This window comes from Rhodobacter capsulatus (genome assembly GCF_052363185.1).
Lineage (GTDB): Bacteria > Pseudomonadota > Alphaproteobacteria > Rhodobacterales > Rhodobacteraceae > Rhodobacter > Rhodobacter capsulatus_E.
In genome coordinates, this window is record NZ_CP198955.1 from 900,420 (window position 1) to 921,024 (window position 20,605).

Below are 20,605 nucleotides of genomic sequence, written 5' to 3' on the forward strand. Positions count from 1 at the left end.
GATTTCCGCAAAGAAGGCGGTTTTGGTGCCTTTGTGCCAAGGAGCGGAACGAAGTTTCTGCAAACTGCGTCAATCCACGCCGTTTGTTGCGGTGCAAAGCGGTGCTATCGTGCCCCGAAGTTTGCTTTGAGGGGAAGTCATGGGTCTGAAATCAAGTCTGACGCCTATCATTGCCGGTTGGGTGTGGATCTCCGGTTGCGAGTACGGCATCAATCAGGTCTGGCTGAAAAGCCAGTGGGAAGACTACTACAGCGCGCTCGGGATGGCCTATCCCGACGACATGCTGAAATGGGCTGCGTGGTGTCTGGTCTTCGCGCTGGCGATGCGGATGCTGGTGTCCCGCTTCAACGTGCTGGCCGCCGGGATCATCTCCTGGATCTTCGTGGTCGGCCTGTCGCTGGTCGCGCTGTGGAACTATGCGCCGATGCCGCTGGAGATGTTCCAGCTTTACGGCCCGGCCAGCTTTGCCGAAACGCTCTCGGCCTCGCTGGTGATCTCGATGTTCGTGGGGATTGTGGCGTCGGTGAAACGCTCGCAACAACGCGCCAAAGAGAAGGCCAAGGCGAAACTGAAAGCCAAGGCCGTCGCGGCCTGAGCCAATCACATACTGAAACGGGCCGCCTTCGGGCGGCCCTTTTCGTTGCGGGCCTCAGCCCTGTTCGGCCAGCCAGCGTTCGGCATCGAGCGCCGCCATGCAGCCCATGCCCGCCGAGGTGATCGCCTGCCGATAGGTGTGATCGGTCAGATCGCCCGCCGCAAAGACGCCGGGAATGCCGGTGCGGGTCGTGCCCGGCTCCACCTTCACATAGCCGCCGTGATGCAGTTCAAGCTGGTCCTTGACCAGCTCGGACGCAGGCGCATGGCCGATCGCGACAAAGAACCCGTGGCAGGGGATCTCGCGCTCCGCCCCGGTCTGCACGTCCTTGATGCGGCAGCCGGTGACGCCAAGCGGTGCTTCGGTGCCCAGCACCTCTTCGACCGTGGCATTCCAGATCACCTCGATCTTCGGGTTCTTCATCAGCCGCTCGATCAGGATCTTTTCGGCGCGGAAGCTGTCGCGGCGGTGGATGACGGTGACTTTCGAGGCGAAATTCGTCAGGAACATCGCCTCCTCGACCGCCGCATTGCCGCCGCCGACCACCACGACCTCCTTGCCGCGATAGAAGAAGCCGTCGCAGGTGGCGCAGGCCGAGACGCCGAAGCCCTGGAATTTCTCCTCGGACGGCAGGCCCAGCCAGCGCGCCTGCGCACCGGTGGCCAGAATCACCGCATCCGCCGTGTAGACCGTGCCCGAATCGCCGGTGGCGACAAAGGGTCGGGTGCCCAGATCGAGCTTCGTGATGATGTCGGTGATGATCTCGGCGCCCATCGCGCGGGCGTGCTCTTCCATCTGCAGCATCAGCTCGGGGCCCTGCACCTCGGTGCGGCCGGGCCAGTTTTCCACCTCGGTGGTGATCGTCAGCTGCCCGCCGGGCTGCATCCCCTGCACGAGGATGGGCGACAGCATCGCGCGCGAGGCATAGACCGCGGCCGTATAGCCGGCCGGCCCGGATCCGATGATCAGAACCTTCGTGTGCTTCGACTCGCTCATCCGTCGCTCTCCTGTTGTGACGCCGCTCATATAAGCAGCGTGGCGGCGCGGGAAAACCCCTGCGCGGTCGTGCGGTGTCGCACCGCGACCCTTCCCGGGCGATTGCGCTTGCACACGGATGGGCGAAACAATATTGCGCAGCTTGGCGCTGGAAGATAAGGTTTGCGCAGCCAAGGAGGTTCGGCATGGGCACGAGCAAGCTCGACGAGATCGACCGGAAGATTCTGGCCGAGCTGCAGGCGGATGGCCGGATGACGAACGTCGAACTGGCCAAGCGCGTCGGCATTTCCGCGCCGCCCTGTCTGCGCCGCGTCCGCACGCTGGAGGAGGCGGGCTATATCCGCGGCTATCATGCCGATGTGAACCCGCGCGAGCTGGGCTTCGAGGTGCAGGTCTTCGCGATGGTGCGGCTGCACAGCCAGGCGGAAACGGATCTGAGCGCCTTTGAGCGCCGCTGTCAGGCCTGGCCCTTGGTGCGCGAATGCCACATGCTGAACGGCGAGATCGACTTCGTGCTGAAATGCGCGGCGCCCGATCTCTCGACCTTCCAGAATTTCCTGACCGGGCAGCTGACCGCGGCCGAGAATGTGGCCAGCGTGAAGACCTCGCTCGTGATCCGCTGCGCCAAGGATGAACCCGGGGTGCCCTTTGACGTGCTCGAAGAGCGGCTCGCCAAACACGCCTGAGCGCAAGGCCCCGGGCGGGGCAGGGGGCTCGTTCAGGGGGCTTACGCGGCGCCACTGGCGCCACGGTCCCCCTTCACCCCGTCCCTGCGGGACTCCCCCCGGGATCTGCTTTCACCTTGGTCCAAATATCCCGGGGGGTGAATTGGCCGAAGGCCAAGAGGGGGGCAGCGCCCCCCTGCCTTGCCTTCAGATCTCGCCCGCGCGCACAAGGTCGATCATCGCCTGACCGCCCCGGGCGTCTTCCAGCGTCCACAGGAAGGGCGCGCCGTCGCGGATGTGGCGGACAAAGGCTTCGACCTGCAGCACATATTGGTTCACACCGGGGAAGCGGTGGGTCTCGGCGCTGCCCATGCCGTGCAGCGTCACCTCGGCCTGATCGAAGGCCCCGGCGTTGAACGGCGCCGAGAGCGTGATCCGGCCGGTTTCGCCCTGAAACGTCACCTCCTGGCGCGGGAAAAGCCGGGTCGAGGTCATCGCGGCAAAGGTGAAATCCCCGCCCGGGCCCGCCATCTCGCCCCAGACCTGCGCGAAAGTATCGACGCCGTTTTCGCGGTTGAGGCGCGCGGCAAGCCGCACCGGTTCCGCCCGCGCCGCGAAGCGGATCGAGGAATAGGCATAGACGCCGATATCGGGGATCGAGCCGCCGCCGGTCTCGGCGCGGTTGCGGATATTCGCGGGATCGGGATTGTCGAAGGTGAAGGCCACATCGGCATGTTTCAGCCGCCCGATCCGGCCCGCGTCCAGCCAGTGCCGCACCAGCTGCCATTGCGGGTGGTGCACGATCATATAGGCCTCGGCCGCGCATTTGCCGCTGGCGTCGCGGGCGGCGATCAGCGGGTCGATCTCCTCGGCCCGCAGCGCCAGCGGCTTTTCGATCAGCACATGCTTGCCGGCCTCAAGCGCCTTGATCCCCCAGGCGACATGCAGGTGATTGGGCAGGGGAATATAGACGACCTCGATGCCGGGATCGGCCAGCAGCGCCTCGTAGCTGTCGTGCAGGTGCAGATCGGGGGCGAAGGCGGTGAAACCCGCGGCCTTGGCGGGGGAGGAGGTCGCCAGCGCCGCCAGCCGCGCGCCTTTGGCCGCGTGGATCGCGGGCCCCATCCGGCGCGCCGCGAAATCCGACGCGCCGAGAATTCCGAAATTGACTGGCTGCATGATCCTCTCCCTTTGGCCCCAAGCTAGCGCGCGGGGCCGGGGCGGGCAATGTCAGCCCGGCAGGCTCATGCCCTTTTCCTTGGCCAGCGCCTTCATCCGGCCCTGCAGCTTTTCAAACGCCCGCACCTCGATTTGCCGGATGCGTTCGCGGCTGACGTCATATTGCGTCGAGAGATCCTCGAGCGTCACCGGCTCGTCGCGCAGACGCCGCGCCATCAGGATGTCGCGTTCGCGTTCGTTCAGCACATCCATCGCGGCGACCAGCATCGCACGGCGGGCCTGCAATTCGTCGGCTTCGGCATAGGCCTCGGCCTGATCGGCGTCCTCGTCCTCGAGCCAGTCCTGCCATTGCGTGGCGCTTTCGCCATCGCTGGCGCCCACTTGCGCGTTCAGCGACGCATCCGCCCCGGCCAGACGGCGGTTCATCTCGATCACGTCGCCTTCGGTGACGTTCAGATCCTTGGCGATCTTTGCCACCGCATCGGGGCGCAGGTCGCCCTCCTCGAAGGCGCCGATCTTCGATTTCGCCTTGCGCAGGTTGAAGAAGAGCTTCTTTTGCGCCGAGGTGGTGCCCAGCTTCACCAGCGACCACGAGCGCAGGATATATTCCTGGATCGCGGCGCGGATCCACCACATCGCATAGGTCGCCAGCCGGAAGCCGCGTTCGGGGTCGAAGCGCTTCACCGCCTGCATCAGGCCCACGTTCGCCTCGGAAATCACCTCGGCCTGCGGCAGGCCGTAGCCGCGATAGCCCATGGCGATTTTCGCCGCCAGCCGCAGGTGTGACGTGACAAGCCGATGCGCGGCTTTCGGGTCCTGATGGTCGACCCAGGCCTTGGCCAGCATGTATTCCTCTTCCGGTTCCAGAAGCGGAAACTTGCGGATTTCCTGCAGATAGCGGTTCAGCCCCTGTTCGGGGCTGGGGGCTGGCAGGTTGGCGTAGCTCGACATTGGTTCGATCTCCCTTCGGGCCCCAGATGGGGAAGGAGGCCTGCCCTTTCAAGAGGTTCGGCCGCCGGTCATGGGGATGAACGCAGGATGGGCCGGAATCCGGCGCAGGGCAAGCGGCGTTGACGCAAGCGTGAGATCAGGTGATCTGCGGCCCGGCGCGCAGGATGGCCAGCAACGCCTCGAAATCTTCGGGCAGGGGGGAGGTGAAGCTGAGCTCCTCGCCGCTGACCGGATGGGTGAAGCCCAGCGTCGTCGCATGCAGCGCCTGACGGGGGAAATTGGCGACCGCCTCTGCCGCCGCCGCGCCGACTGCGCGGACGGAGAGCTTGCGCTTGCCGCCATAGGTGGGGTCGCCCACCAGCCCATGCCCCACATGGGCCATATGCACGCGGATCTGATGCGTGCGGCCGGTCTCCAGCCAGCAATCCATCAGCGCCGCGACGCCGCCAAAGGCCTCGACCGTGCGGGCGCGGGTGACGGCATGGCGGCCGCCGGTGAAGAGCACCGCCTGCCGCTGCCGGTCGGTCGGATGGCGGGCGAGTTGCGAGGTGATCTTCAGGATGCCGCCCTGTTCGAAGCTGACGCCGCGGATGCCCCGCAGGCGCGGATCGGCGGCCGAGGGCACGCCCTGCACCAGCGCGGTATAGTGCCGGTGCACCGTATGTTTTTCGAATTGCGCCGCCAGCCCGTGATGTGCGCGGTCGGATTTCGCCACGACCAGCAGGCCCGAGGTCTCCTTGTCGATCCGGTGCACGATGCCGGGCCGCGCCTCGCCGCCGATGCCGGAAAGCCTGCCGCCGAAATGGTGCAAAAGCGCATTGACCAGCGTGCCGTCTTCCGAGCCGGGCGCGGGATGCACCACCATCCCCGCGGGCTTGTCGATCACGATCAGGTCTTCATCTTCCCAAAGTACGGTCAGCGGAATGTCCTGCGCGAGGGTTTCCACCGCGCGGGGCGGCTCAACCGCAATCAGATAGACCTCGCCCGGGGCGACCTTGGCCTTTTGATCGGTGATGGCGACGCCGTCCTTTGTCACCGCGCCTTCGGCAATCAGCCGGGCCAGACGCGAGCGCGACAGCGCCGCTTCTTCTGGCACAAGCGCCGCCAATGCCTTATCAAGCCGCTCGGCGGGGTCTTCGCCGATTTCGATGCGCAGGAGGTGTGCCGCGATGTCCGACATGATGCCTTCCGATCCGGCGCCGCCGCCCGAGGTGAGGTTTCTGAAGATTCTGACCACCACCCTTGCGGGGGTGATGATCTTCGGCCTTCTAACGATCATCTTCCTGCTTGTCACCCGCCTGCCGGGGGCGACGAAACTGCCCGAACTGCCCGCCGCGATCGCGCTGCCCGCGGGGGAAAAGGCCGAGACCGTGACCTTCGGCAAGGGGTTCACCGTCGTTGTCACCGAAAGCGGCCGGGTGCTGGTTTATCGCGTGGATGGCAGCCTGGCACAGGATGTGGCGCTGAACTGAGGCCGCGTCGGTTCGGGCGGAACAGGAAAGGCACTGCCTTTCCCCGCCCGCGGGGACCACGTTGCGGCCAGACCGGTCGCCCCATGTGTGCCAGAGGCCGACGCCTGCCCCGGCGGGCGAGAAGCGCCCGCCGGGGCGGGCGCTGGCCGGTGCCTTTGGGCCCCGGCGGTCGCTGCTGCAGACGTCCCGCATGGCCGCGTCACGGGCCGCGGCCAAAGCCATCCGTGATCCGCGCTTTTCCTGGTCCAAATACGCAAACAAAACCGCCGAAGGCGCGAACCTCCGGCGGGCGTATTTTTCCCAAGAAAAAGCCGAAAGCTTACTTAGCTTCCAGCGCGTCCAGACGGGCCTTGAGCGCCTCGTTTTCCTCGCGCGCCTTGGTGGCCATCGCCTTCACCGCATCGAATTCCTCGCGGGTGACGAAATCGCGGTCGGCCATCCAGCGGTCCATCCAGCTTTTCATCGCCGTTTCCGCCTCGGTCTTGGCGCCCTGCGCCACGCCCATCGCATTGGTCATCAGCTTCGACATCTCGTCGAAAAGTTTGTTCGGAGCTTGCATCGTCTTCACCTTTTGTCTGCGGGCCGCCGCACCGGCCCCGCTTGCGCCCTATATGGGCTGTCAGGCCCGCCGAGACAAGGTTGACTTCGCCGCAGCGCAAGGGCCAAGTGGCGCCGCTGAAGCCCCGAGGATGCCATGGCCCTTCCTTTCCCCGACATCTCCCCCGACGCCTTCGAAATCCCGATCCTCGATTGGCCGGTCCGCTGGTATGCGCTGGCCTATATCGCTGGCCTTCTGGCGGGCTGGCGCATCGTCGTCGCGCTGATGAAACGCCCGAAGCTTTGGGGCAAGCGCGCGCCGATGGCGCCCGAAGCGGTCGAGGATCTGCTGACCTGGGTCATTTTGGGCGTGATCATCGGCGGGCGGCTGGGCTTCGTGCTGTTTTACGATCCGGGCACTTATCTGGCCGATCCGCTGGCGGCGCTGCGGGTCTGGGAGGGGGGGATGTCCTTCCACGGCGGTTTCGCGGGCGTCGTCATCGCCGGGCTGGCCTTTTGCTGGCGGCGCGGCATCGCGCCCCTGCCGGTGGGCGATGCCTTTGCGCTGGTCGCGCCGATCGGGCTTTTCCTGGGCCGGATCGCGAATTTCATCAAGCCCGAGCTTTGGGGGCGGCCGACCGATGCGCCTTGGGGCGTGGTCTTCCCGGTCGAGGCGGCGCAGATCTGCCACGGCTGGGCCGGGCAGGTCGATTACGCCTGCGCCCGCCACCCCTCGCAGCTTTACGAGGCCGGGCTTGAAGGGCTGGTTCTGGGCGCCGTGCTGTGGGCGCTGTTTGCGCGGGGGGCGCTGCGCCGCCCGGGCCTGCTGATGGGAGTGTTCCTGATCGGCTACGGCCTGGCGCGGGCCTTTGTCGAGCTGTTCCGCCAGCCCGATGCGCAATTCGCCAGCGCCGCCAATCCGATGGGCTATGCCTATTTCCTGGGCGATATCGGCATCACCATGGGGCAGATTCTGTCGGCGCCGATGATCGTGGCGGGGGGGATGCTGGTTCTCTACGCCCGGATGCGGGGGGCGAGGTGACGCCGCTCGCGCGGCTTCTGGCGTCGCGCATCGCGGCCGGGGGGCCGATCGGGCTGGATGCCTATATGGCCGATTGCCTGCTGCATCCCGACCACGGCTATTACGCCACCCGCGATCCCTTTGGCCGGGCGGGCGATTTCATCACTGCCCCGGAAATTTCGCAGATGTTCGGCGAGATGCTGGGCCTGTGTCTGGCGCAGGCCTGGCTGGATCAGGGTCGTCCCGCGCCCTTCACCCTGGCCGAGATCGGGCCGGGGCGGGGGACGCTTTCGGCCGACGTGCTGCGGGTGATCGGCCGGGTTCCCGGCATGGCCGAGGCCGCGCGGCTGCATCTGATCGAGGCCTCGCCCACCCTGCGCGCGGTGCAGCGCCAGACCCTGCAGGGGCAGGAGGTCACCTGGCACGACAGCATCGCGACCCTGCCCGAGGCGCCGCTTTTCCTGCTGGCGAACGAGTTTTTCGATGCCCTGCCGATCCGGCAGTTCGTCCGGGCGCCCGAGGGCTGGGCAGAGCGACAGGTGGGGTTGCGTGGCGAAATGCTCGTCCCCGGGCTTGCCCCGCCCGCGCGGTTTGCGGCGCTGGAACATCGGCTGGCTGACACGCGGCCGGGCGATGTGGTGGAAACCTGCCCCGCCGCCGCGCCGATCATGGCCGAAATCGCGCGTCGCATCGCGGCGCATGGCGGGGCGGCGCTGGTGATCGACTATGGCCATTGGCGCAGCCTTGGCGACACCTTTCAGGCGGTGCAGGCGCATGGCTATTGCGACCCTTTCGCGGCCCCGGGCACGGCGGATCTGACCGCCCATGTCGCCTTCGAGCCGCTCGCCGAGGCGGCCCGGGCGGCGGGCGCGCGGGCCTCGGCGATGACCCCGCAGGGCGTGCTTCTGGAACGCCTTGGCATCACCGCCCGGGCCGAGGCGCTGGCGGCGAAGCTGTCCGGGGAGGCGCTGGCCGCCCATGTCGCCGCGCATCGACGCTTGACCCACCCCGAAGAAATGGGTCAGGTGTTCCAAAGTCTTGCCATTTTCCCCGCAACCGCCCCGGTGCCGCCGGGATTCGATGTTTGAGCCATGCCGACCACGCTTGAAATCCTGACATCGCCTGCCCTTTCGGGGGTCAAGCACGGCTTCTTCACCCGCAAGGGCGGGGCCTCGTCGGGGATCTTTTCCGGGCTGAACTGCGGCCATGGCTCTTCGGACCAGACCGAGGCGGTGGCGCTGAACCGGGTTCGGGTGGCGACGGCCATGGCGGTGGCGCCCGCGGCGCTAGTGGGGGTCAACCAGGTCCATTCCGCCGATGTGCTGGTGGTGGAGGAGGTTCCGGCCACGCCGATGCGCGCCGATGCGCTGGTGACGGTGCGGCCGGGGCTGTTGCTCAGCGTGCTGACGGCGGATTGCCAGCCGGTGCTTTTTTGCCGACCGGGAGGCGGGGGTGGTGGGCGCGGCCCATGCGGGCTGGCGCGGCAGTCACGACGGCGTGCTGGAAGCGACGCTGGACGCGATGGAGGGGCTGGGGGCGCAAAAGGGCGCGGATCACCGCGGTGATCGGGCCCTGCATTTCGCAACGCGCCTATGAGGTCGGCCATGATTTCATGGAAAATTTCCTGAGCGACGATCCGCAGGCGGCGCGGTTCTTTGCCGGTGGCCCCGCAGGCAAGCCGCTGTTCGACCTGCCGGGCTACGGGCTTTCGCGGCTGCGTGCGGCCGGGGTGGGGCAGGCGGAATGGACGCGCCATTGCACCTATTCCGACCCCGAAAGATTCTATTCCTTCCGCCGCACCACCCATGCGGGCGAGGCGGATTACGGCCGTCTGATCTCGGTGATTCGTCTTTGAGCGCGCCGCGGCTCCGGCCGATCTGGCCCGGATTGTGGCGAATGCGGTGCCCGAACGCCCATTAACCCTTTCTTTGGCGGTTTCGCGCAACACTCCTTGCCACAATCTCGCCCGTTGGCGGCGCAGGAAAGCACGCTTGGTGCCCAATGCCTGCCGCAATGCGGGGGGAAACACCCTTGATGGGGCCGGTTCCATCCCGCGGCCCCGCAAGAACAGCAGGAGAGCAGAATGACCCTGAAATCCGACCGTCGCTGGATGCTGGCCGCCCTGCAGGGCGCCGCGGCCCCTCAGATTGCGATGCCGTGGCAGCGCGGCCCCCGCCGGGCCGAGATGCTGGCGCGCCGCAAACCCGCGCCGACGGCGCCGAAACGGCCCGCTGTCGCCGCCTGCTGAGCGCGGTCTGCGACACCGGAACGGCCCCGTTCGGGGCAGGGCCTGCCCCCCGGGCAGAGCCATCCGCCGCAGGGGCCGGGGGCTGCCACCCCCGGCCGAAGGCGCGGGTGATTCGAACCAATTGCGGCGAAATCTGGGCATTGTTGCGGGATCCGCCCGCAGTGGCGCTGCGGCATGCCGGATTGGCGTTCCGTCGTTCAGCAATTCTTCATGAAATTTGACGCGCGACGCGGGGGAAGGCAATCTTGTCGTGTCTTTCTGCATCCGGTGGGGGCCGTCGCAGATATGACCAGACCGAAAGGCTGCGCCATGTCGTTCACCCACCGGCCCGGGGCCGGGCAGGCTGCCCTGCCCGTCGCCCGCAAGGATCCTCCCGCCGGCACCCCGGTCAAATCGGCCCGGCCCGCCGTGGCCAGGGCGCTGCGGGCCATGCCTTTGACCCGCCGCTATGACGCCTGCTGGCTTGCGCCCGATGGCGCGATCGCCGACAGTTCCCGGCTGGCCCCGGCGACGCCGCTTTTCGAGGAGGCGTTTTCGGCCCTGGCGCGGGGCTCGGTGATCCTGACCGAGACCGGGCCGGTCGCGGTCGAGGATCTGCTTCCCGGTCAAAGGGTTATGACTGCCGAGGGGCGGGTCGAGGCGGTCCGCTGGATCGGCTCGATGGTGATCTATCCCGGGTCGGAGCAGGGCCCCGATCTGGAGGAGCAGGTCAGCCTGACCCGGATCACCGCCGAGGCCTTCGGGGCCGGGCGTCCGGCTCTGGATGTGGTGCTGGGGCCGCGGGCGCGGCTGTGCCTGCGCGATCCGCGGCTGCGCCGGATATCCGGGGCCGAGGCGGTCTATGTGCCCGCCCGCGCCTTTCTGGACGGCATCAGCGTGATCGAGGTCACGCCTTCGGCGCCGGTGACGGTCTATCACGTCGCGCTGGAGCATCACGGCTCGCTGCGGGTGGCCGGGCTCGAGGTCGAGGCCTTTCACCCCGGCGAGGGGATCGAACGGCTGATCGATCCGCGGCTTCTGTCGCTGTTCGAGGCGCAGTTTCCGCAGATCGCCCGGTTGTCCGATTTCGGCAAGCTGGCGCATCCGCGTTTGACCCGGTTCGAGGTTGAAAGCCTCTGGGACTGAGCGGAGATTTCGCCCCGGCAAGCCGGGGCGACCCGCGGGGGGCTCCGCCCCCCGCACCCCCCCCGGCGTATTTTGCCAAGGAAAAACAGGGGCGGGGCTGCCGACACGTTGGGGCGGAACCGAAAGGGGTTTTCCTTGGCAAAATACGCATCTTGGGGGTCCGGGGGCGAAGCCCCCGGCGGGTCGCCGCGCGCAAGCGAGGCGAAATCCTGTTTCCGCCTACTGCGGCAGCGTCTCGCGCAGATAGCGCAGCATGTTTCCCCCCATGACCTTCGCGATCACCCGTTCGTTCAGCCCGGCCTCCAGCATCGCCTGCGTCAGCGCCGCCAGTTCCGAGGCGTCGAATTCCGTCTCGACCGCGCCATCGAAATCCGAGCCGAGCGACACGTGATCCTCCCCCACGAGCCGCACCGCCGCCACGATCGACCTTGCCACCCCCGCAGGCGTCGCGTCGCAGGTCACCTCGGCCCAGGCGCCGATGCCGATCAGGCCGCCTTTCGCGGCGATCTGCTTCATCAGCGCATCGGGGAAATTGCGCTTCACCGGGCAGACGCCATGAATGCCGCCATGGCTGACGATCGGGCGCGTGCCCGGCATCGCCAGCACCTCCCGCGCCATCTGTTCCGAAGCATGGGCGAGGTCGATCACCATGTGCTTTTGCACCATCTTTTCAACCACCTGCCGCCCGAAAGGAGTCAGCCCGGTGTCGTCTTCGCCATGCAGCGAGCCGCCCAGTTCGTTGTCGAAGAAATGCGTGAGCCCCAGAAGCCGGAACCCGGCGTCGTAGAGGCGGTCCAGATTTTGGATCCGGCCTTCCAGCACATGGCCGCCCTCGGCGCCCAGAATTCCGGCGACTGTTTGCGCGCCCTGCGCCCGCGCCATCAGCACCCGGTCGAGATCCCCCGCCGTGCGCACCACCACCAGCTGATCGGGCGCCGCCTTGGCCATCGCGGCCAGCCGCGCCGCCTGATCGAGCGCGCGTTCGGCAAGGCTGAACCAGGTCTTCACCGGGCGCAGCTGCCCGAAGACCAGAAGCGTGATGTTGTCCCGCGCCCCGGCGTCGTTATGGTCGTAATTCATCCCGGCGGGGGTTTTCGTCACCGTGGTAAAGACCTGCACCGCCACATTCCCCGCCCGCAGCCGTGGCAGATCGACATGGCCGCGATCGGAGCGGGTCAGGAGGTCACGGTCCCACAAAAGCGCGTCGGAATGCCAGTCGCCGATGAGGAGCGTCTTGTGCAGCGCCGCCGCCTGCGCCGAGACCGGCCAGGGATCATGCGGCACGACCCGGTTTTGCGCCTTTTCGACGAGGCCCGGGGCAAGGGCGAAAAACGCCCCCGCCGCCAAGATCACGGCCCCGCCGAGGCCCCATCCGATGCGTTTTCCCCAGCCCATGCGCCCCCCCTTGTTTCGGAAAGGCTAGCAGGGCCGGGGGCAGGCGCAAAGCGCCGACGTGAGGTCAGGCCTCCATCGCCTCCAGCTCGTCGATCAGACCGGCGATCATCGACAGACCCTTGTCCCAGAAGGCCGGGTCCGAGGCGTCAAGGCCGAAGGGCGCCAGCAGATCCTTGTGGTGTTTCGAGCCGCCCGCCTCCAGCATCTCGAAATATTTCGTCTGGAAGTCCGGCAGGCCCGCCGCGTAGGTGGCGTAAAGCGCATTCACCAGCCCGTCGCCGAAAGCATAGGCATAGACGTAGAAGGGCGAATGCACGAAATGCGGGATATAGGTCCAGAAGGTCTCGTAGCCCGGCATGAAGTCAAAGGCCGGGCCAAGGCTTTCCGCCTGCACCGACATCCAGAGCGCGTTGATCGCCTCGGGCGTGAGTTCCCCCTCGGCGCGCGCCGCGTGCAGCTTGCATTCGAAATCGTAAAACGCGATCTGTCGCACGACGGTGTTGATCATGTCCTCGACCTTGCCCGCCAGCAGTTGCTTGCGCTCGGCCGGGGTTTTCGCGGCGTCCAGCAGCGCGCGGAAGGTCAGCATCTCGCCGAAAACGCTTGCCGTTTCGGCCAGCGTCAGCGGCGTGTCCGAGAGCATCGGCCCCTGTTTGGCGGCCAGAACCTGATGCACGCCATGGCCAAGTTCATGCGCGAGCGTCATCACGTCGCGCGGTTTGCCAAGGTAGTTCAGCATCACATAGGGGTGCACGGTGGTGACGGTCGGATGGGCGAAAGCCCCCGGCGCCTTGCCAGGTTTCACCCCGGCGTCGATCCAGCCCCGTTCAAAGAAGGGCGCGGCAATCTCGGCCATGCGGGGCGAAAACGCGCCATAAGCGCCCAGAACCGTGGCCTTCGCCTCGTCCCAGAGGATCTTGCGCGGGGTCTCGGTCGGCAGGGGGGCGTTGCGGTCCCAGACCTGCAGCTTTTCGAGCCCCAGCCATTTCGCTTTCAGCGCATAATAGCGATGCGAAAGCCGCGGATAGGCGGCGACGACCGCATTGCGCAAAGCCTCGACCACTTCGGGTTCGACATGGTTCGACAGGTGGCGGCCCATCTGGGGCGTGGGCATCTTGCGCCAGCGGTCCTCGATCTCCTTTTCCTTGGCGAGCGTGTTGTGCACGCGGGCGAAAAGCTTGACGTTTTCGCCAAAGACGCGGGCGAGTTCGCGCGCCGCCGCCTCGCGCTTCGTGCGGTCATGATCGCTCATCAGCGTCGTTGTGGCTTCAAGGCTGAGGGTCTCGCCCCCCACCGTGAATTCCAGCGCCGCGGTGGTTTCGTCAAAGAGGCGGTTCCACGCGGCCGCCCCCACAACGGATTGATCGTGCAGGAACTTTTCCAGTTCGTCCGAGAGCTGATAGGGTTTCATCGCCCGCATACGGTCAAAGACCGGCTTGAACCGCGCCACAAGCGGATCGGCAAAGACGGCTTCATACTGCGCGTCGTCAATCCGGTTGAATTCGAGGCTGAAAAAGACCAGAGGCGTGGTGAAGGTGGTGATCTTGTCGCCCGCATCCGACATGAACTTGGCGCGCTCGGCGTCGGTGGTGTTCTGGTAATAGCGCAGGCCCGCATAGGACATGATCCGCCCGGCCGTGGTCTCGATCGCTTCGTGGCGCGCGATGCAGGCGGCCATGCCCGCGGCATCGAGCCCGGCCAGCTGGCCTTCGTAATCGCGGGCGAAAGCGGCGCATTCAGTTTCGAGCCAGGCCATGTCACGGGCAAATTCCGGCGCGTCGGGGGCGGTGTAAAGATCGCTCAGGTCCCAGTCGGGCAGGGCGCCGAAGTCGCCAGCCCCCCCTTGCGCGGGGGCGGCATCGAACAGGGCTGCGGAAACGGGGGCGCAAAAGCGGCGGTTCATGGCGTTCTCCTTGGTGTCCGTTCAGAGATAGGGGCAGGGCAGGGGGCGTGCAAGCCGCCCGCGGATCGGCTGAGTGCCCAAATTTCGGGCAAACGCACAGAGATAGGGCGGAGATCTTGCGGTTTCTGGCCTGTTTCCTGCTGCAGCGCTTCCGCTTCCCCCGCCGCCTGCCTAGGATTCAATCAGGGCGAGGGAATCACGCATGACGACTTATTTCAATGAAATGTACGAGGGCGGCCAGGTCCGCGAGCCCTATGCGCGGCTTGAAGACTGGACCAAGGCCATGCCCGCCGCATTGCGCGCGATGAAACAGGCCGAGGCCGAGGCGCTGTTCCGCCGCATCGGCATCACCTTTGCGGTCTATGGCGAGGGCGGCGACCCCGACCGGCTGATCCCGTTCGACATGTTTCCCCGGGTTTTCACGCAAGCCGAATGGCGCAAGCTGGAACGCGGCATCAAGCAACGCGCCCGGGCGCTGAACGCCTTTTTGCTGGATGTCTATGGCCGGGCCGAGATCGTGCGGGCGGGCAAGATCCCGGCGCGGATGGTGTTTCAGAACGAGGCGTTTGAGCGCGCCGTGGCAGGCTTCACCCCGCCGCGCGGGATCTATTCCCATATCGTCGGGATCGACATCGTGCGCACCGGGGCGGATGAATTCTTCGTGCTCGAGGACAACTGCCGCACGCCCTCGGGCGTCAGCTACATGCTGGAAAACCGCGAAATCATGATGCGGATGTTCCCGCAGCTGTTTCGCGAAAACCGCATCGAGCCGGTCGATGGCTATTCCGATGCGCTGCGCCGCACCTTGGCCAGCGTTGCCCCGGCGAAATGCGACCGCGAGCCGACGATCGCGATCCTGACGCCGGGCCATTACAACAGCGCCTATTACGAACACAGCTTTCTGGCCGATCTGATGGGCGTCGAGCTGGTCGAAGGCGCCGATCTGTTCGTGGAAGGCGGCTTTGTGTGGATGCGCACCACCGAGGGGCCGAAGAAGCTGGACGTGATCTATCGGCGCATCGACGACGCTTTCCTTGACCCGCTCTGCTTCCGGCCGGACAGCATGCTGGGCATTCCCGGGCTGATGGATGTCTACCGTTCGGGCGGCGTGTCGATCTGTTCGGCCCCCGGGGCGGGCGTGGCCGATGACAAGGCGGTCTATACCTTCGTGCCGGAGATGATCCGGTTCTATCTGGGCGAAGAGCCGCTTTTGAACAACGTGCCGACCTGGCAATGCGCCAAGCCCGATGATTGCAAATATGTGCTTGAAAACCTTGGGGAACTGGTGGTGAAAGAGGTGCATGGCTCGGGCGGCTACGGGATGCTCGTCGGGCCGAAATCGACTGCCGAGCAGATCGAGATGTTCCGCGCCAAGATCGAGGCGCATCCGGAAAACTACATCGCCCAGCCGACGCTGGCGCTGTCGGCCACGCCGACCTTTGTCGAGGAGGGGATCGCGCCGCGCCATGTCGATCTGCGGCCCTATTGCCTTGTCGGCGAGAAAATCGAACTGGTGCCGGGGGGCCTGACCCGTGTCGCGTTGAAAGAGGGATCGCTGGTCGTGAACTCGTCTCAGGGTGGCGGGGTCAAGGACACCTGGGTGTTGGCGGAGTGACATCATGCTGAGCCGGACCGCTGAAAACCTGTTCTGGATTGCGCGTTACATCGAACGCGCGGAAACCATGGCGCGGCTGCTGGAAGTGGGCGCCCGCATCGCGCTGATGCCCTCGGCCGGGCATGGCTACCGCAGCGAATGGGAGAGCCTGTTGCAGGCCTCGGGCACGGCCGAGGGCTTTGCCGCGAAATATGGCGACCCGGTGCAGCGCAACATTGAAAGCTATCTGTTCTTTGACCGCGACAACCCCAGTTCGGTGATGTCCTGCATCGAACGGGCGCGGGAAAACGCGCGGATCGTGCGCACGGCGCTGACCTCTCAGGTCTGGGATGCGCTGAATGGCGCGTTTCAGGAGATGCGGCAGCTGGAACGCAAGCCGCGGTCTGAAATGGAGCTGACCGAGCTTACCGAATGGGTGATGCGACAAGCGGCGCTGGTGCGTGGCGCGATCGACGCGACGCTGTTGCGCAATGATGGCTATGCGTTCTTGAACCTTGGCTTTGCGCTGGAACGGGCCGACAACACCGCGCGGCTGATCGACGTGAAATATTACGTCCTGTTGCCCTCGGTCGATTTCATCGGCTCGGGGCTCGACAATTACCAATGGCAGACGCTGCTGCGCGCGCTTTCGGCGCATCGGGCGTTCCACTGGGCTTACGGCGGCGAGATTACCGCGGCGAAGATCGCGCATTTCCTGATCCTCAATCCGCAATCGCCCCGGTCGCTGGTGACCACCGTCACCATGGCGATGGAAAATCTGGATGCCTTGGCAAGGGGATATCAGAAATCCGGGGCGGCGCAGATGCGGGCGCGGTCGCTTGTGGGCGAGATCGCCGAAACCCGCGTCGAGGAGATCTTCGACGAGGGCCTGCATGAATTCCTGACCCGCTTCATCCGCGATGTCGGCGAATTGTCCGACATGGTGCAGGCGGCTTACTTGAGCGGAGAAGCGCGATGATCCTGACGGTCCATCACGTCACCACCTATGAGTATGACGCGCCGATGCGCGGGGCCGTGCAGTCGCTGCGGCTTTTTCCGTCGCGCTTTGACGGGCAGCGGACGATCCGCTGGGATGTCGCGGTCGAGGGCGGCATTCGCGGCGGCAATTTCCGCGACGGGGCGGGCGACAAGGTCGAGGGCTGGTCGCTGCGCGGTCCGGTGACCGAGGTGACGATCTCTGCCGTGGGGCAGGTCGAGACCACCGACACGGCGGGCGTGCTGCGCGGCCATCGCGAGATCGTCTCGCCCTTCGCCTATCTGCGCGAGACCGCGGCGACCTGGATCGACCATGCTTTGCGCGATCTGGCCGAGACGGCGGCGACGGGCGTGAAAGACCCGCTTGACCGGGCGCACAGGCTGTCGCGCGCGGTCAGCGATGCCATCGCCTATCGTCCCGGCACGACCCATGCCCATACGACCGCGGCCGAGGCTTTGGCGCAGGGCGAGGGGGTCTGTCAGGATCACGCCCAGGCGCTGATCGCCTGTGCCCGCGCCGTGGGGATGCCCGCGCGCTATGTCTCGGGCTATCTGTTTGCGCGCGAAGATGGCGAAAAGCACGAGGCCGCCCATGCCTGGGGCGAGATCTGGGTCGAAGGTATCGGCTGGATCGGCTTTGACCCGGCCAATGAATGCTGCCCCGATGCACGCTATATCCGCATCGGCTCTGGCCTTGACGCGCGCGAGGCGGCGCCGATCAAGGGCGTGGCGCAGGGCGAGGGGAGCGAGCGGCTTGATGTCGCTGTTGCCTTGGAAGCGGTGCAACAATAATGTGGCGGTCTGCTTTTCCGGGGGAATGATGACCTATTGCGTGGGGCTGCTGCTCGATCAGGGCATGGTGCTGTTGTCCGACACCCGCACCAATGCGGGGCTCGACAATATTGCGACCTATCGCAAGATGTTCGTGTTCGAAGAACCGGGCGAGCGGGTGGTGACGATCCTGACGGCGGGCTCGCTTTCGGTCACGCAAACGACGATTGCGCGGCTGCGCGAGGCGATCGAGCATCCCGAAACCAGCGCCGATACCTCGATCATGCAGGCGCCGACGATGCTGGCGGTGGCCGAGATCATCGGCAACACGCTGGCAAGTGTGCGGCAGGACATCGACCACAAGATGAATGCGTCGAAGGTGACCGTCTCCGCCTCGATGATCGTGGCGGGGCAACGCCGGGGCGGGGCGATGCGGATGTTCCTGGTCTATCCCGAGGGCAATTTCATCGAGGCGACCGAAGACACGCCGTTCCTGCAGATCGGCGAGCACAAATACGGCAAGCCGATTCTGGATCGGGTGGTGCGGCCGGGGACGTCGCTTGAGGACGCGCAAAAGGCGGTGCTGTTGTCGATGGATTCCACGCTGCGCTCGAACCTGTCCGTCGGCATGCCGCTGGATCTCGCGGTGATCGAGCGCGACGCCTGCAAGGTCGGGCTGCGCAAGCGGATCGAAAAGGATGATGCGCAATTCGCGCGCATGTCGCAGGCCTGGTCCGAGGCTTTGCGCGACGGGTTCAGCCGGATCACGATTTGAGGTCGCGGGCGGGTTTCCCCGCCCGGTTTGACCAAGACCGGCGCCGTTACAGCTTGACGTGGCGGACCCGCGCGCCCCATTCGATGGCCACGGCATGCAGCCGGTCGATGGCCAGTTCGTCGCGGATTTCTTCCAGCATGCGCAATTCGGGCTGATGCAACACGCCATCGGCCGCCGCCACATCGCAGGCCAGCGCATAGGCGGTCTCGAAGAGCTTTTCGGGCAGGGCCTCGCGCACCAGACCGAAGAGCGCGGCCAGCCCCTCTTCTTCTTCGAAGAGCGCATAGACGGTCTGCGCCACGACGCGGATGCGGTCGATGTCATAGGTGGCGAAGATCGGCATGTGGTTCACCATCCGCTCGATGGCGACCAGTTCGGCGGTGCGGATCGTGGCATCGGAGGCCGAAACCGCCACCATCACGGCGACGAGCGCATCTTGCGGCGAAAGCGAGGGAAGGGTGTCGGTCACGGGCGTTTCCTTTTCTGGGTCCGGCTCAAGAATTATTGACGTTTCAGGCCCCGTTCAATAGGTCAGGCGCGAGGCGCATGGGGCGCCCGGATGAGGATTTGACATGACCACCCTGCGCGACGCTGCGATGAACTCCAAAGCCTGGCCTTTCGAGGAAGCGCGCCGGGTGCTCAAACGCTACGAAAAGGCGCCGCCGAAAAAGGGTCATGTGCTGTTCGAGACGGGCTATGGGCCGAGTGGTCTGCCCCATATCGGCACTTTTGGCGAGGTGGCGCGGACGACGATGATCCGCCGCGCGTTTGAAATCATCTCGGACATTCCGACGCGGCTTTTGTGCTTTTCCGACGATATGGACGGGATGCGCAAGGTGCCCGAAAACGTGCCGCAGCAGGAGCTTCTGTATGCGAATATCCAGAAGCCGCTGACCGCCGTGCCCGATCCGTTCGGCGAGTTCGACAGCTTCGGCAATCACAACAACGCCATGCTGCGCCGGTTTCTGGACACCTTCGGGTTCGAATATGAATTCGCCAGCGCGACGGACTATTACAAGTCCGGCAAGTTCGACGAGATGCTGATGCTCTGTGCCGAACGCTACGATGCGATCATGGCGATCATGTTGAAATCGTTGCGCGAAGAGCGCCAGCAGACCTATTCCTGTTTCCTGCCGATCCACCCGGAAACCGGCCGCGTGCTTTATGTGCCGATGAAGCATGTCGATGCGAAAAACGGGCTGATCACCTTTGACGACGAGGACGGCCGCGAATGGACGCTGCCGGTGACGGGCGGCAAGGTGAAGCTGCAATGGAAGCCCGATTTCGGTATGCGCTGGGCGGCGCTGGATGTCGATTTCGAGATGTATGGCAAGGACCATTCGACCAACACGCCGATTTATGACGGCATTTGCGAGGTCTTGGGCGGCAAGAAGCCCGAGCATTTCACCTATGAGTTGTTCCTTGACGATCAGGGGCAGAAGATCTCGAAATCGAAGGGCAACGGGCTGACCATCGACGAATGGCTGAGCTATGCGGCGACGGAAAGTCTGTCCTATTTCATGTATCAAAAGCCGAAGACGGCGAAGCGGCTGTGGTGGGATGTGATCCCGAAAGCGGTGGATGAATACCACCAGCAGTTGCGCGCCTATCCGACGCAGCCGGTCGAGAAGCAGATCGACAACCCGGTTTGGCATATCCATGGCGGCCAGCCGCCCGAGTCCAATCTGGTGGTGCCGTTCGCGATGCTGTTGAACCTGGCCAGCGTGGCGGGGGCGAGCGACAAGGCCGGGCTTTGGGGTTTCATCAAGCGCTATGCGCCGGAAGCCACGCCCGAGACCCATCCCGATCTGGATGCGGCGGCGGGTTTTGCGGTGCGCTATTTCCATGATTTCGTCGCGCCGACCCGGACCTTCCGGCTGCCCACGGACAAGGAACGCGCGGCGATGGAGGATCTGTTGGCGCGGCTCAAGGCGCTGCCCGCGAGCGATCTGCATGTGCAGTTCGAAGACCCGTCCGAGGGGCTGCAGACGATCGTTTTCGCCGTCGGCACCGCGCATGGGTTCGAGCCGCTGCGGGACTGGTTCACCGCGCTTTACGAGGTGCTGCTGGGCCAAAGCCAAGGGCCGCGTTTTGGCGGGTTCATCGCGCTTTATGGCGTGGCGGAAACCATCGCGCTGATGGAAGCCGCGCTGGCGGGCGGGCTGATCAAGGGCTGAACCCCCTGATATAAAAGACTTTCGCGCGCGTTGTCCGGGGCCCGGGCAGCGCGCGCTGTCGTCAGGTCTTCTTCAATCTTCGCGGCTAGTTCTGGCCAAGCCGGGGCGACAAGGCCCGGTGCATTCCCCGATCCTGCGAAGCGCCAAGGGCTTTCGCGCGGTGCCGCTGTGCCGCGCCCGGCCTGCGCGTGCCGCGTCTCGGGGC

20 protein-coding genes and 1 pseudogene are annotated in these 20,605 nt (G+C 65.7%); 13 read left to right on the top strand and 8 right to left on the bottom strand.

Features of this window, described 5'->3' with window-relative positions; all coding sequences use genetic code 11:
- Window positions 1-139: 139 nt before the first annotated feature.
- Window positions 140-595: a hypothetical protein gene (locus tag ACTTAG_RS04635; RefSeq protein ID WP_444464380.1), complete on the top strand. Its 456-nt coding sequence runs from the start codon at window positions 140-142 to the stop codon at window positions 593-595.
- A 54-nt stretch (window positions 596-649) separates the two neighbouring features.
- Here the strand turns inward: ACTTAG_RS04635 and trxB are convergent, their stop codons facing one another.
- The gene (trxB, locus tag ACTTAG_RS04640) at window positions 650-1,591 is read right to left on the bottom strand and encodes a thioredoxin-disulfide reductase (RefSeq protein WP_444464381.1); all 942 of its coding nucleotides are present in this window, start codon (window positions 1,589-1,591) and stop codon (window positions 650-652) included.
- Between the two features lie 185 nt (window positions 1,592-1,776).
- Here trxB and ACTTAG_RS04645 point away from each other — a divergent pair, with 185 nt between their 5' ends.
- Window positions 1,777-2,277 (top strand): Lrp/AsnC family transcriptional regulator, encoded by a 501-nt coding sequence (locus ACTTAG_RS04645; RefSeq protein WP_444464382.1) that lies wholly within the window; start codon window positions 1,777-1,779, stop codon window positions 2,275-2,277.
- A 186-nt stretch (window positions 2,278-2,463) separates the two neighbouring features.
- Here the strand turns inward: ACTTAG_RS04645 and ACTTAG_RS04650 are convergent, their stop codons facing one another.
- From ACTTAG_RS04650 to ACTTAG_RS04660, 3 genes are all read right to left on the bottom strand, one after another.
- Window positions 2,464-3,435: a Gfo/Idh/MocA family protein gene (locus ACTTAG_RS04650; RefSeq protein ID WP_444464383.1), complete on the bottom strand. Its 972-nt coding sequence runs from the start codon at window positions 3,433-3,435 to the stop codon at window positions 2,464-2,466.
- 51 nt (window positions 3,436-3,486) lie between these two features.
- A complete protein-coding gene (gene rpoH, locus ACTTAG_RS04655; protein ID WP_444464384.1) occupies window positions 3,487-4,386 on the bottom strand; it encodes an RNA polymerase sigma factor RpoH in 900 nt (299 codons plus the stop codon).
- Between the two features lie 136 nt (window positions 4,387-4,522).
- The gene (locus ACTTAG_RS04660; RefSeq protein WP_444464385.1) at window positions 4,523-5,566 is read right to left on the bottom strand and encodes an RluA family pseudouridine synthase; all 1,044 of its coding nucleotides are present in this window, start codon (window positions 5,564-5,566) and stop codon (window positions 4,523-4,525) included.
- On the opposite strand from ACTTAG_RS04660, the gene ACTTAG_RS04665 reads away from it, so the two are divergent.
- A complete protein-coding gene (locus ACTTAG_RS04665; protein WP_444464386.1) occupies window positions 5,556-5,858 on the top strand; it encodes a DUF6476 family protein in 303 nt (100 codons plus the stop codon). The genes ACTTAG_RS04660 and ACTTAG_RS04665 overlap by 11 nt on opposite strands.
- A gap of 319 nt (window positions 5,859-6,177) precedes the next feature.
- Here ACTTAG_RS04665 and ACTTAG_RS04670 read toward each other — a convergent pair whose 3' ends face one another.
- On the bottom strand, window positions 6,178-6,417 hold the full coding sequence (locus tag ACTTAG_RS04670; RefSeq protein WP_023916636.1) for an accessory factor UbiK family protein: 240 nt from the start codon (window positions 6,415-6,417) through the stop codon (window positions 6,178-6,180).
- Window positions 6,418-6,552: 135 nt separating this feature from the next.
- On the opposite strand from ACTTAG_RS04670, the gene lgt reads away from it, so the two are divergent.
- The 5 genes and pseudogenes from lgt (at window position 6,553) to ACTTAG_RS04695 (ending at window position 10,789) form a co-directional block, all read left to right on the top strand.
- Window positions 6,553-7,437: a prolipoprotein diacylglyceryl transferase gene (lgt, locus tag ACTTAG_RS04675; protein WP_444464387.1), complete on the top strand. Its 885-nt coding sequence runs from the start codon at window positions 6,553-6,555 to the stop codon at window positions 7,435-7,437.
- Window positions 7,434-8,504, top strand: coding sequence for a class I SAM-dependent methyltransferase (locus tag ACTTAG_RS04680; protein WP_444464388.1), 1,071 nt, complete (start codon window positions 7,434-7,436; stop codon window positions 8,502-8,504). The genes lgt and ACTTAG_RS04680 overlap by 4 nt, the downstream gene beginning before the upstream one ends.
- Window positions 8,505-8,507: 3 nt before the next feature.
- Window positions 8,508-9,271: pseudogene (pgeF, locus tag ACTTAG_RS04685) on the top strand (peptidoglycan editing factor PgeF).
- A 228-nt stretch (window positions 9,272-9,499) separates the two neighbouring features.
- On the top strand, window positions 9,500-9,664 hold the full coding sequence (locus tag ACTTAG_RS04690) for a hypothetical protein (RefSeq protein WP_444464389.1): 165 nt from the start codon (window positions 9,500-9,502) through the stop codon (window positions 9,662-9,664).
- Between the two features lie 285 nt (window positions 9,665-9,949).
- Window positions 9,950-10,789, top strand: coding sequence for a Hint domain-containing protein (locus ACTTAG_RS04695; RefSeq protein WP_444464390.1), 840 nt, complete (start codon window positions 9,950-9,952; stop codon window positions 10,787-10,789).
- A gap of 219 nt (window positions 10,790-11,008) precedes the next feature.
- On the opposite strand, the gene ACTTAG_RS04700 is transcribed toward ACTTAG_RS04695, so the two are convergent.
- Both ACTTAG_RS04700 and ACTTAG_RS04705 read right to left on the bottom strand, forming a co-directional pair.
- Window positions 11,009-12,184 (bottom strand): dipeptidase, encoded by a 1,176-nt coding sequence (locus ACTTAG_RS04700; protein WP_444464391.1) that lies wholly within the window; start codon window positions 12,182-12,184, stop codon window positions 11,009-11,011.
- Window positions 12,185-12,248: 64 nt separating this feature from the next.
- Entirely contained in the window at window positions 12,249-14,087 is a 1,839-nt protein-coding gene (locus tag ACTTAG_RS04705; protein WP_444464392.1) for a M3 family oligoendopeptidase, read from the bottom strand.
- Window positions 14,088-14,289: 202 nt separating this feature from the next.
- Here ACTTAG_RS04705 and ACTTAG_RS04710 point away from each other — a divergent pair, with 202 nt between their 5' ends.
- The 4 genes from ACTTAG_RS04710 to ACTTAG_RS04725 are packed head-to-tail and all read left to right on the top strand — an operon-like array spanning window position 14,290 to window position 18,223.
- A complete protein-coding gene (locus ACTTAG_RS04710; RefSeq protein WP_444464393.1) occupies window positions 14,290-15,702 on the top strand; it encodes a circularly permuted type 2 ATP-grasp protein in 1,413 nt (470 codons plus the stop codon).
- A 4-nt stretch (window positions 15,703-15,706) separates the two neighbouring features.
- Entirely contained in the window at window positions 15,707-16,660 is a 954-nt protein-coding gene (locus ACTTAG_RS04715) for an alpha-E domain-containing protein (RefSeq protein ID WP_444464394.1), read from the top strand.
- A complete protein-coding gene (locus ACTTAG_RS04720) occupies window positions 16,657-17,469 on the top strand; it encodes a transglutaminase family protein (protein WP_444464395.1) in 813 nt (270 codons plus the stop codon). Before ACTTAG_RS04715 ends, ACTTAG_RS04720 begins: the two co-directional genes overlap by 4 nt.
- Window positions 17,470-17,497: 28 nt before the next feature.
- On the top strand, window positions 17,498-18,223 hold the full coding sequence (locus ACTTAG_RS04725; RefSeq protein ID WP_444464396.1) for a peptidase: 726 nt from the start codon (window positions 17,498-17,500) through the stop codon (window positions 18,221-18,223).
- Window positions 18,224-18,269: 46 nt separating this feature from the next.
- On the opposite strand, the gene ACTTAG_RS04730 is transcribed toward ACTTAG_RS04725, so the two are convergent.
- Entirely contained in the window at window positions 18,270-18,692 is a 423-nt protein-coding gene (locus ACTTAG_RS04730; protein WP_444464397.1) for a tellurite resistance TerB family protein, read from the bottom strand.
- 103 nt (window positions 18,693-18,795) lie between these two features.
- On the opposite strand from ACTTAG_RS04730, the gene ACTTAG_RS04735 reads away from it, so the two are divergent.
- Window positions 18,796-20,400 (top strand): lysine--tRNA ligase, encoded by a 1,605-nt coding sequence (locus ACTTAG_RS04735; protein WP_444464398.1) that lies wholly within the window; start codon window positions 18,796-18,798, stop codon window positions 20,398-20,400.
- The last annotated feature ends 205 nt before the right edge of the window (window positions 20,401-20,605 follow it).

What these genes read in the sequence shown, in the direction of transcription:
- ACTTAG_RS04700 (WP_444464391.1), bottom strand. Translation starts at nt 12,184, where the DNA reads ATGGGCTGGGGAAAACGCATCGGATGGGGCCTCGGCGGGGCCGTGATC.
- ACTTAG_RS04715 (WP_444464394.1), top strand. Translation starts at nt 15,707, where the DNA reads ATGCTGAGCCGGACCGCTGAAAACCTGTTCTGGATTGCGCGTTACATC.
- ACTTAG_RS04710 (WP_444464393.1), top strand. Translation starts at nt 14,290, where the DNA reads ATGACGACTTATTTCAATGAAATGTACGAGGGCGGCCAGGTCCGCGAG.
- ACTTAG_RS04725 (WP_444464396.1), top strand. Translation starts at nt 17,498, where the DNA reads ATGACCTATTGCGTGGGGCTGCTGCTCGATCAGGGCATGGTGCTGTTG.
- trxB (WP_444464381.1), bottom strand. Translation starts at nt 1,591, where the DNA reads ATGAGCGAGTCGAAGCACACGAAGGTTCTGATCATCGGATCCGGGCCG.
- ACTTAG_RS04635 (WP_444464380.1), top strand. Translation starts at nt 140, where the DNA reads ATGGGTCTGAAATCAAGTCTGACGCCTATCATTGCCGGTTGGGTGTGG.
- rpoH (WP_444464384.1), bottom strand. Translation starts at nt 4,386, where the DNA reads ATGTCGAGCTACGCCAACCTGCCAGCCCCCAGCCCCGAACAGGGGCTG.
- ACTTAG_RS04650 (WP_444464383.1), bottom strand. Translation starts at nt 3,435, where the DNA reads ATGCAGCCAGTCAATTTCGGAATTCTCGGCGCGTCGGATTTCGCGGCG.
- ACTTAG_RS04735 (WP_444464398.1), top strand. Translation starts at nt 18,796, where the DNA reads ATGACCACCCTGCGCGACGCTGCGATGAACTCCAAAGCCTGGCCTTTC.
- lgt (WP_444464387.1), top strand. Translation starts at nt 6,553, where the DNA reads ATGGCCCTTCCTTTCCCCGACATCTCCCCCGACGCCTTCGAAATCCCG.
- ACTTAG_RS04660 (WP_444464385.1), bottom strand. Translation starts at nt 5,566, where the DNA reads ATGTCGGACATCGCGGCACACCTCCTGCGCATCGAAATCGGCGAAGAC.
- ACTTAG_RS04690 (WP_444464389.1), top strand. Translation starts at nt 9,500, where the DNA reads ATGACCCTGAAATCCGACCGTCGCTGGATGCTGGCCGCCCTGCAGGGC.
- ACTTAG_RS04670 (WP_023916636.1), bottom strand. Translation starts at nt 6,417, where the DNA reads ATGCAAGCTCCGAACAAACTTTTCGACGAGATGTCGAAGCTGATGACC.
- ACTTAG_RS04705 (WP_444464392.1), bottom strand. Translation starts at nt 14,087, where the DNA reads ATGAACCGCCGCTTTTGCGCCCCCGTTTCCGCAGCCCTGTTCGATGCC.
- ACTTAG_RS04695 (WP_444464390.1), top strand. Translation starts at nt 9,950, where the DNA reads ATGACCAGACCGAAAGGCTGCGCCATGTCGTTCACCCACCGGCCCGGG.
- ACTTAG_RS04665 (WP_444464386.1), top strand. Translation starts at nt 5,556, where the DNA reads ATGTCCGACATGATGCCTTCCGATCCGGCGCCGCCGCCCGAGGTGAGG.
- ACTTAG_RS04645 (WP_444464382.1), top strand. Translation starts at nt 1,777, where the DNA reads ATGGGCACGAGCAAGCTCGACGAGATCGACCGGAAGATTCTGGCCGAG.
- ACTTAG_RS04720 (WP_444464395.1), top strand. Translation starts at nt 16,657, where the DNA reads ATGATCCTGACGGTCCATCACGTCACCACCTATGAGTATGACGCGCCG.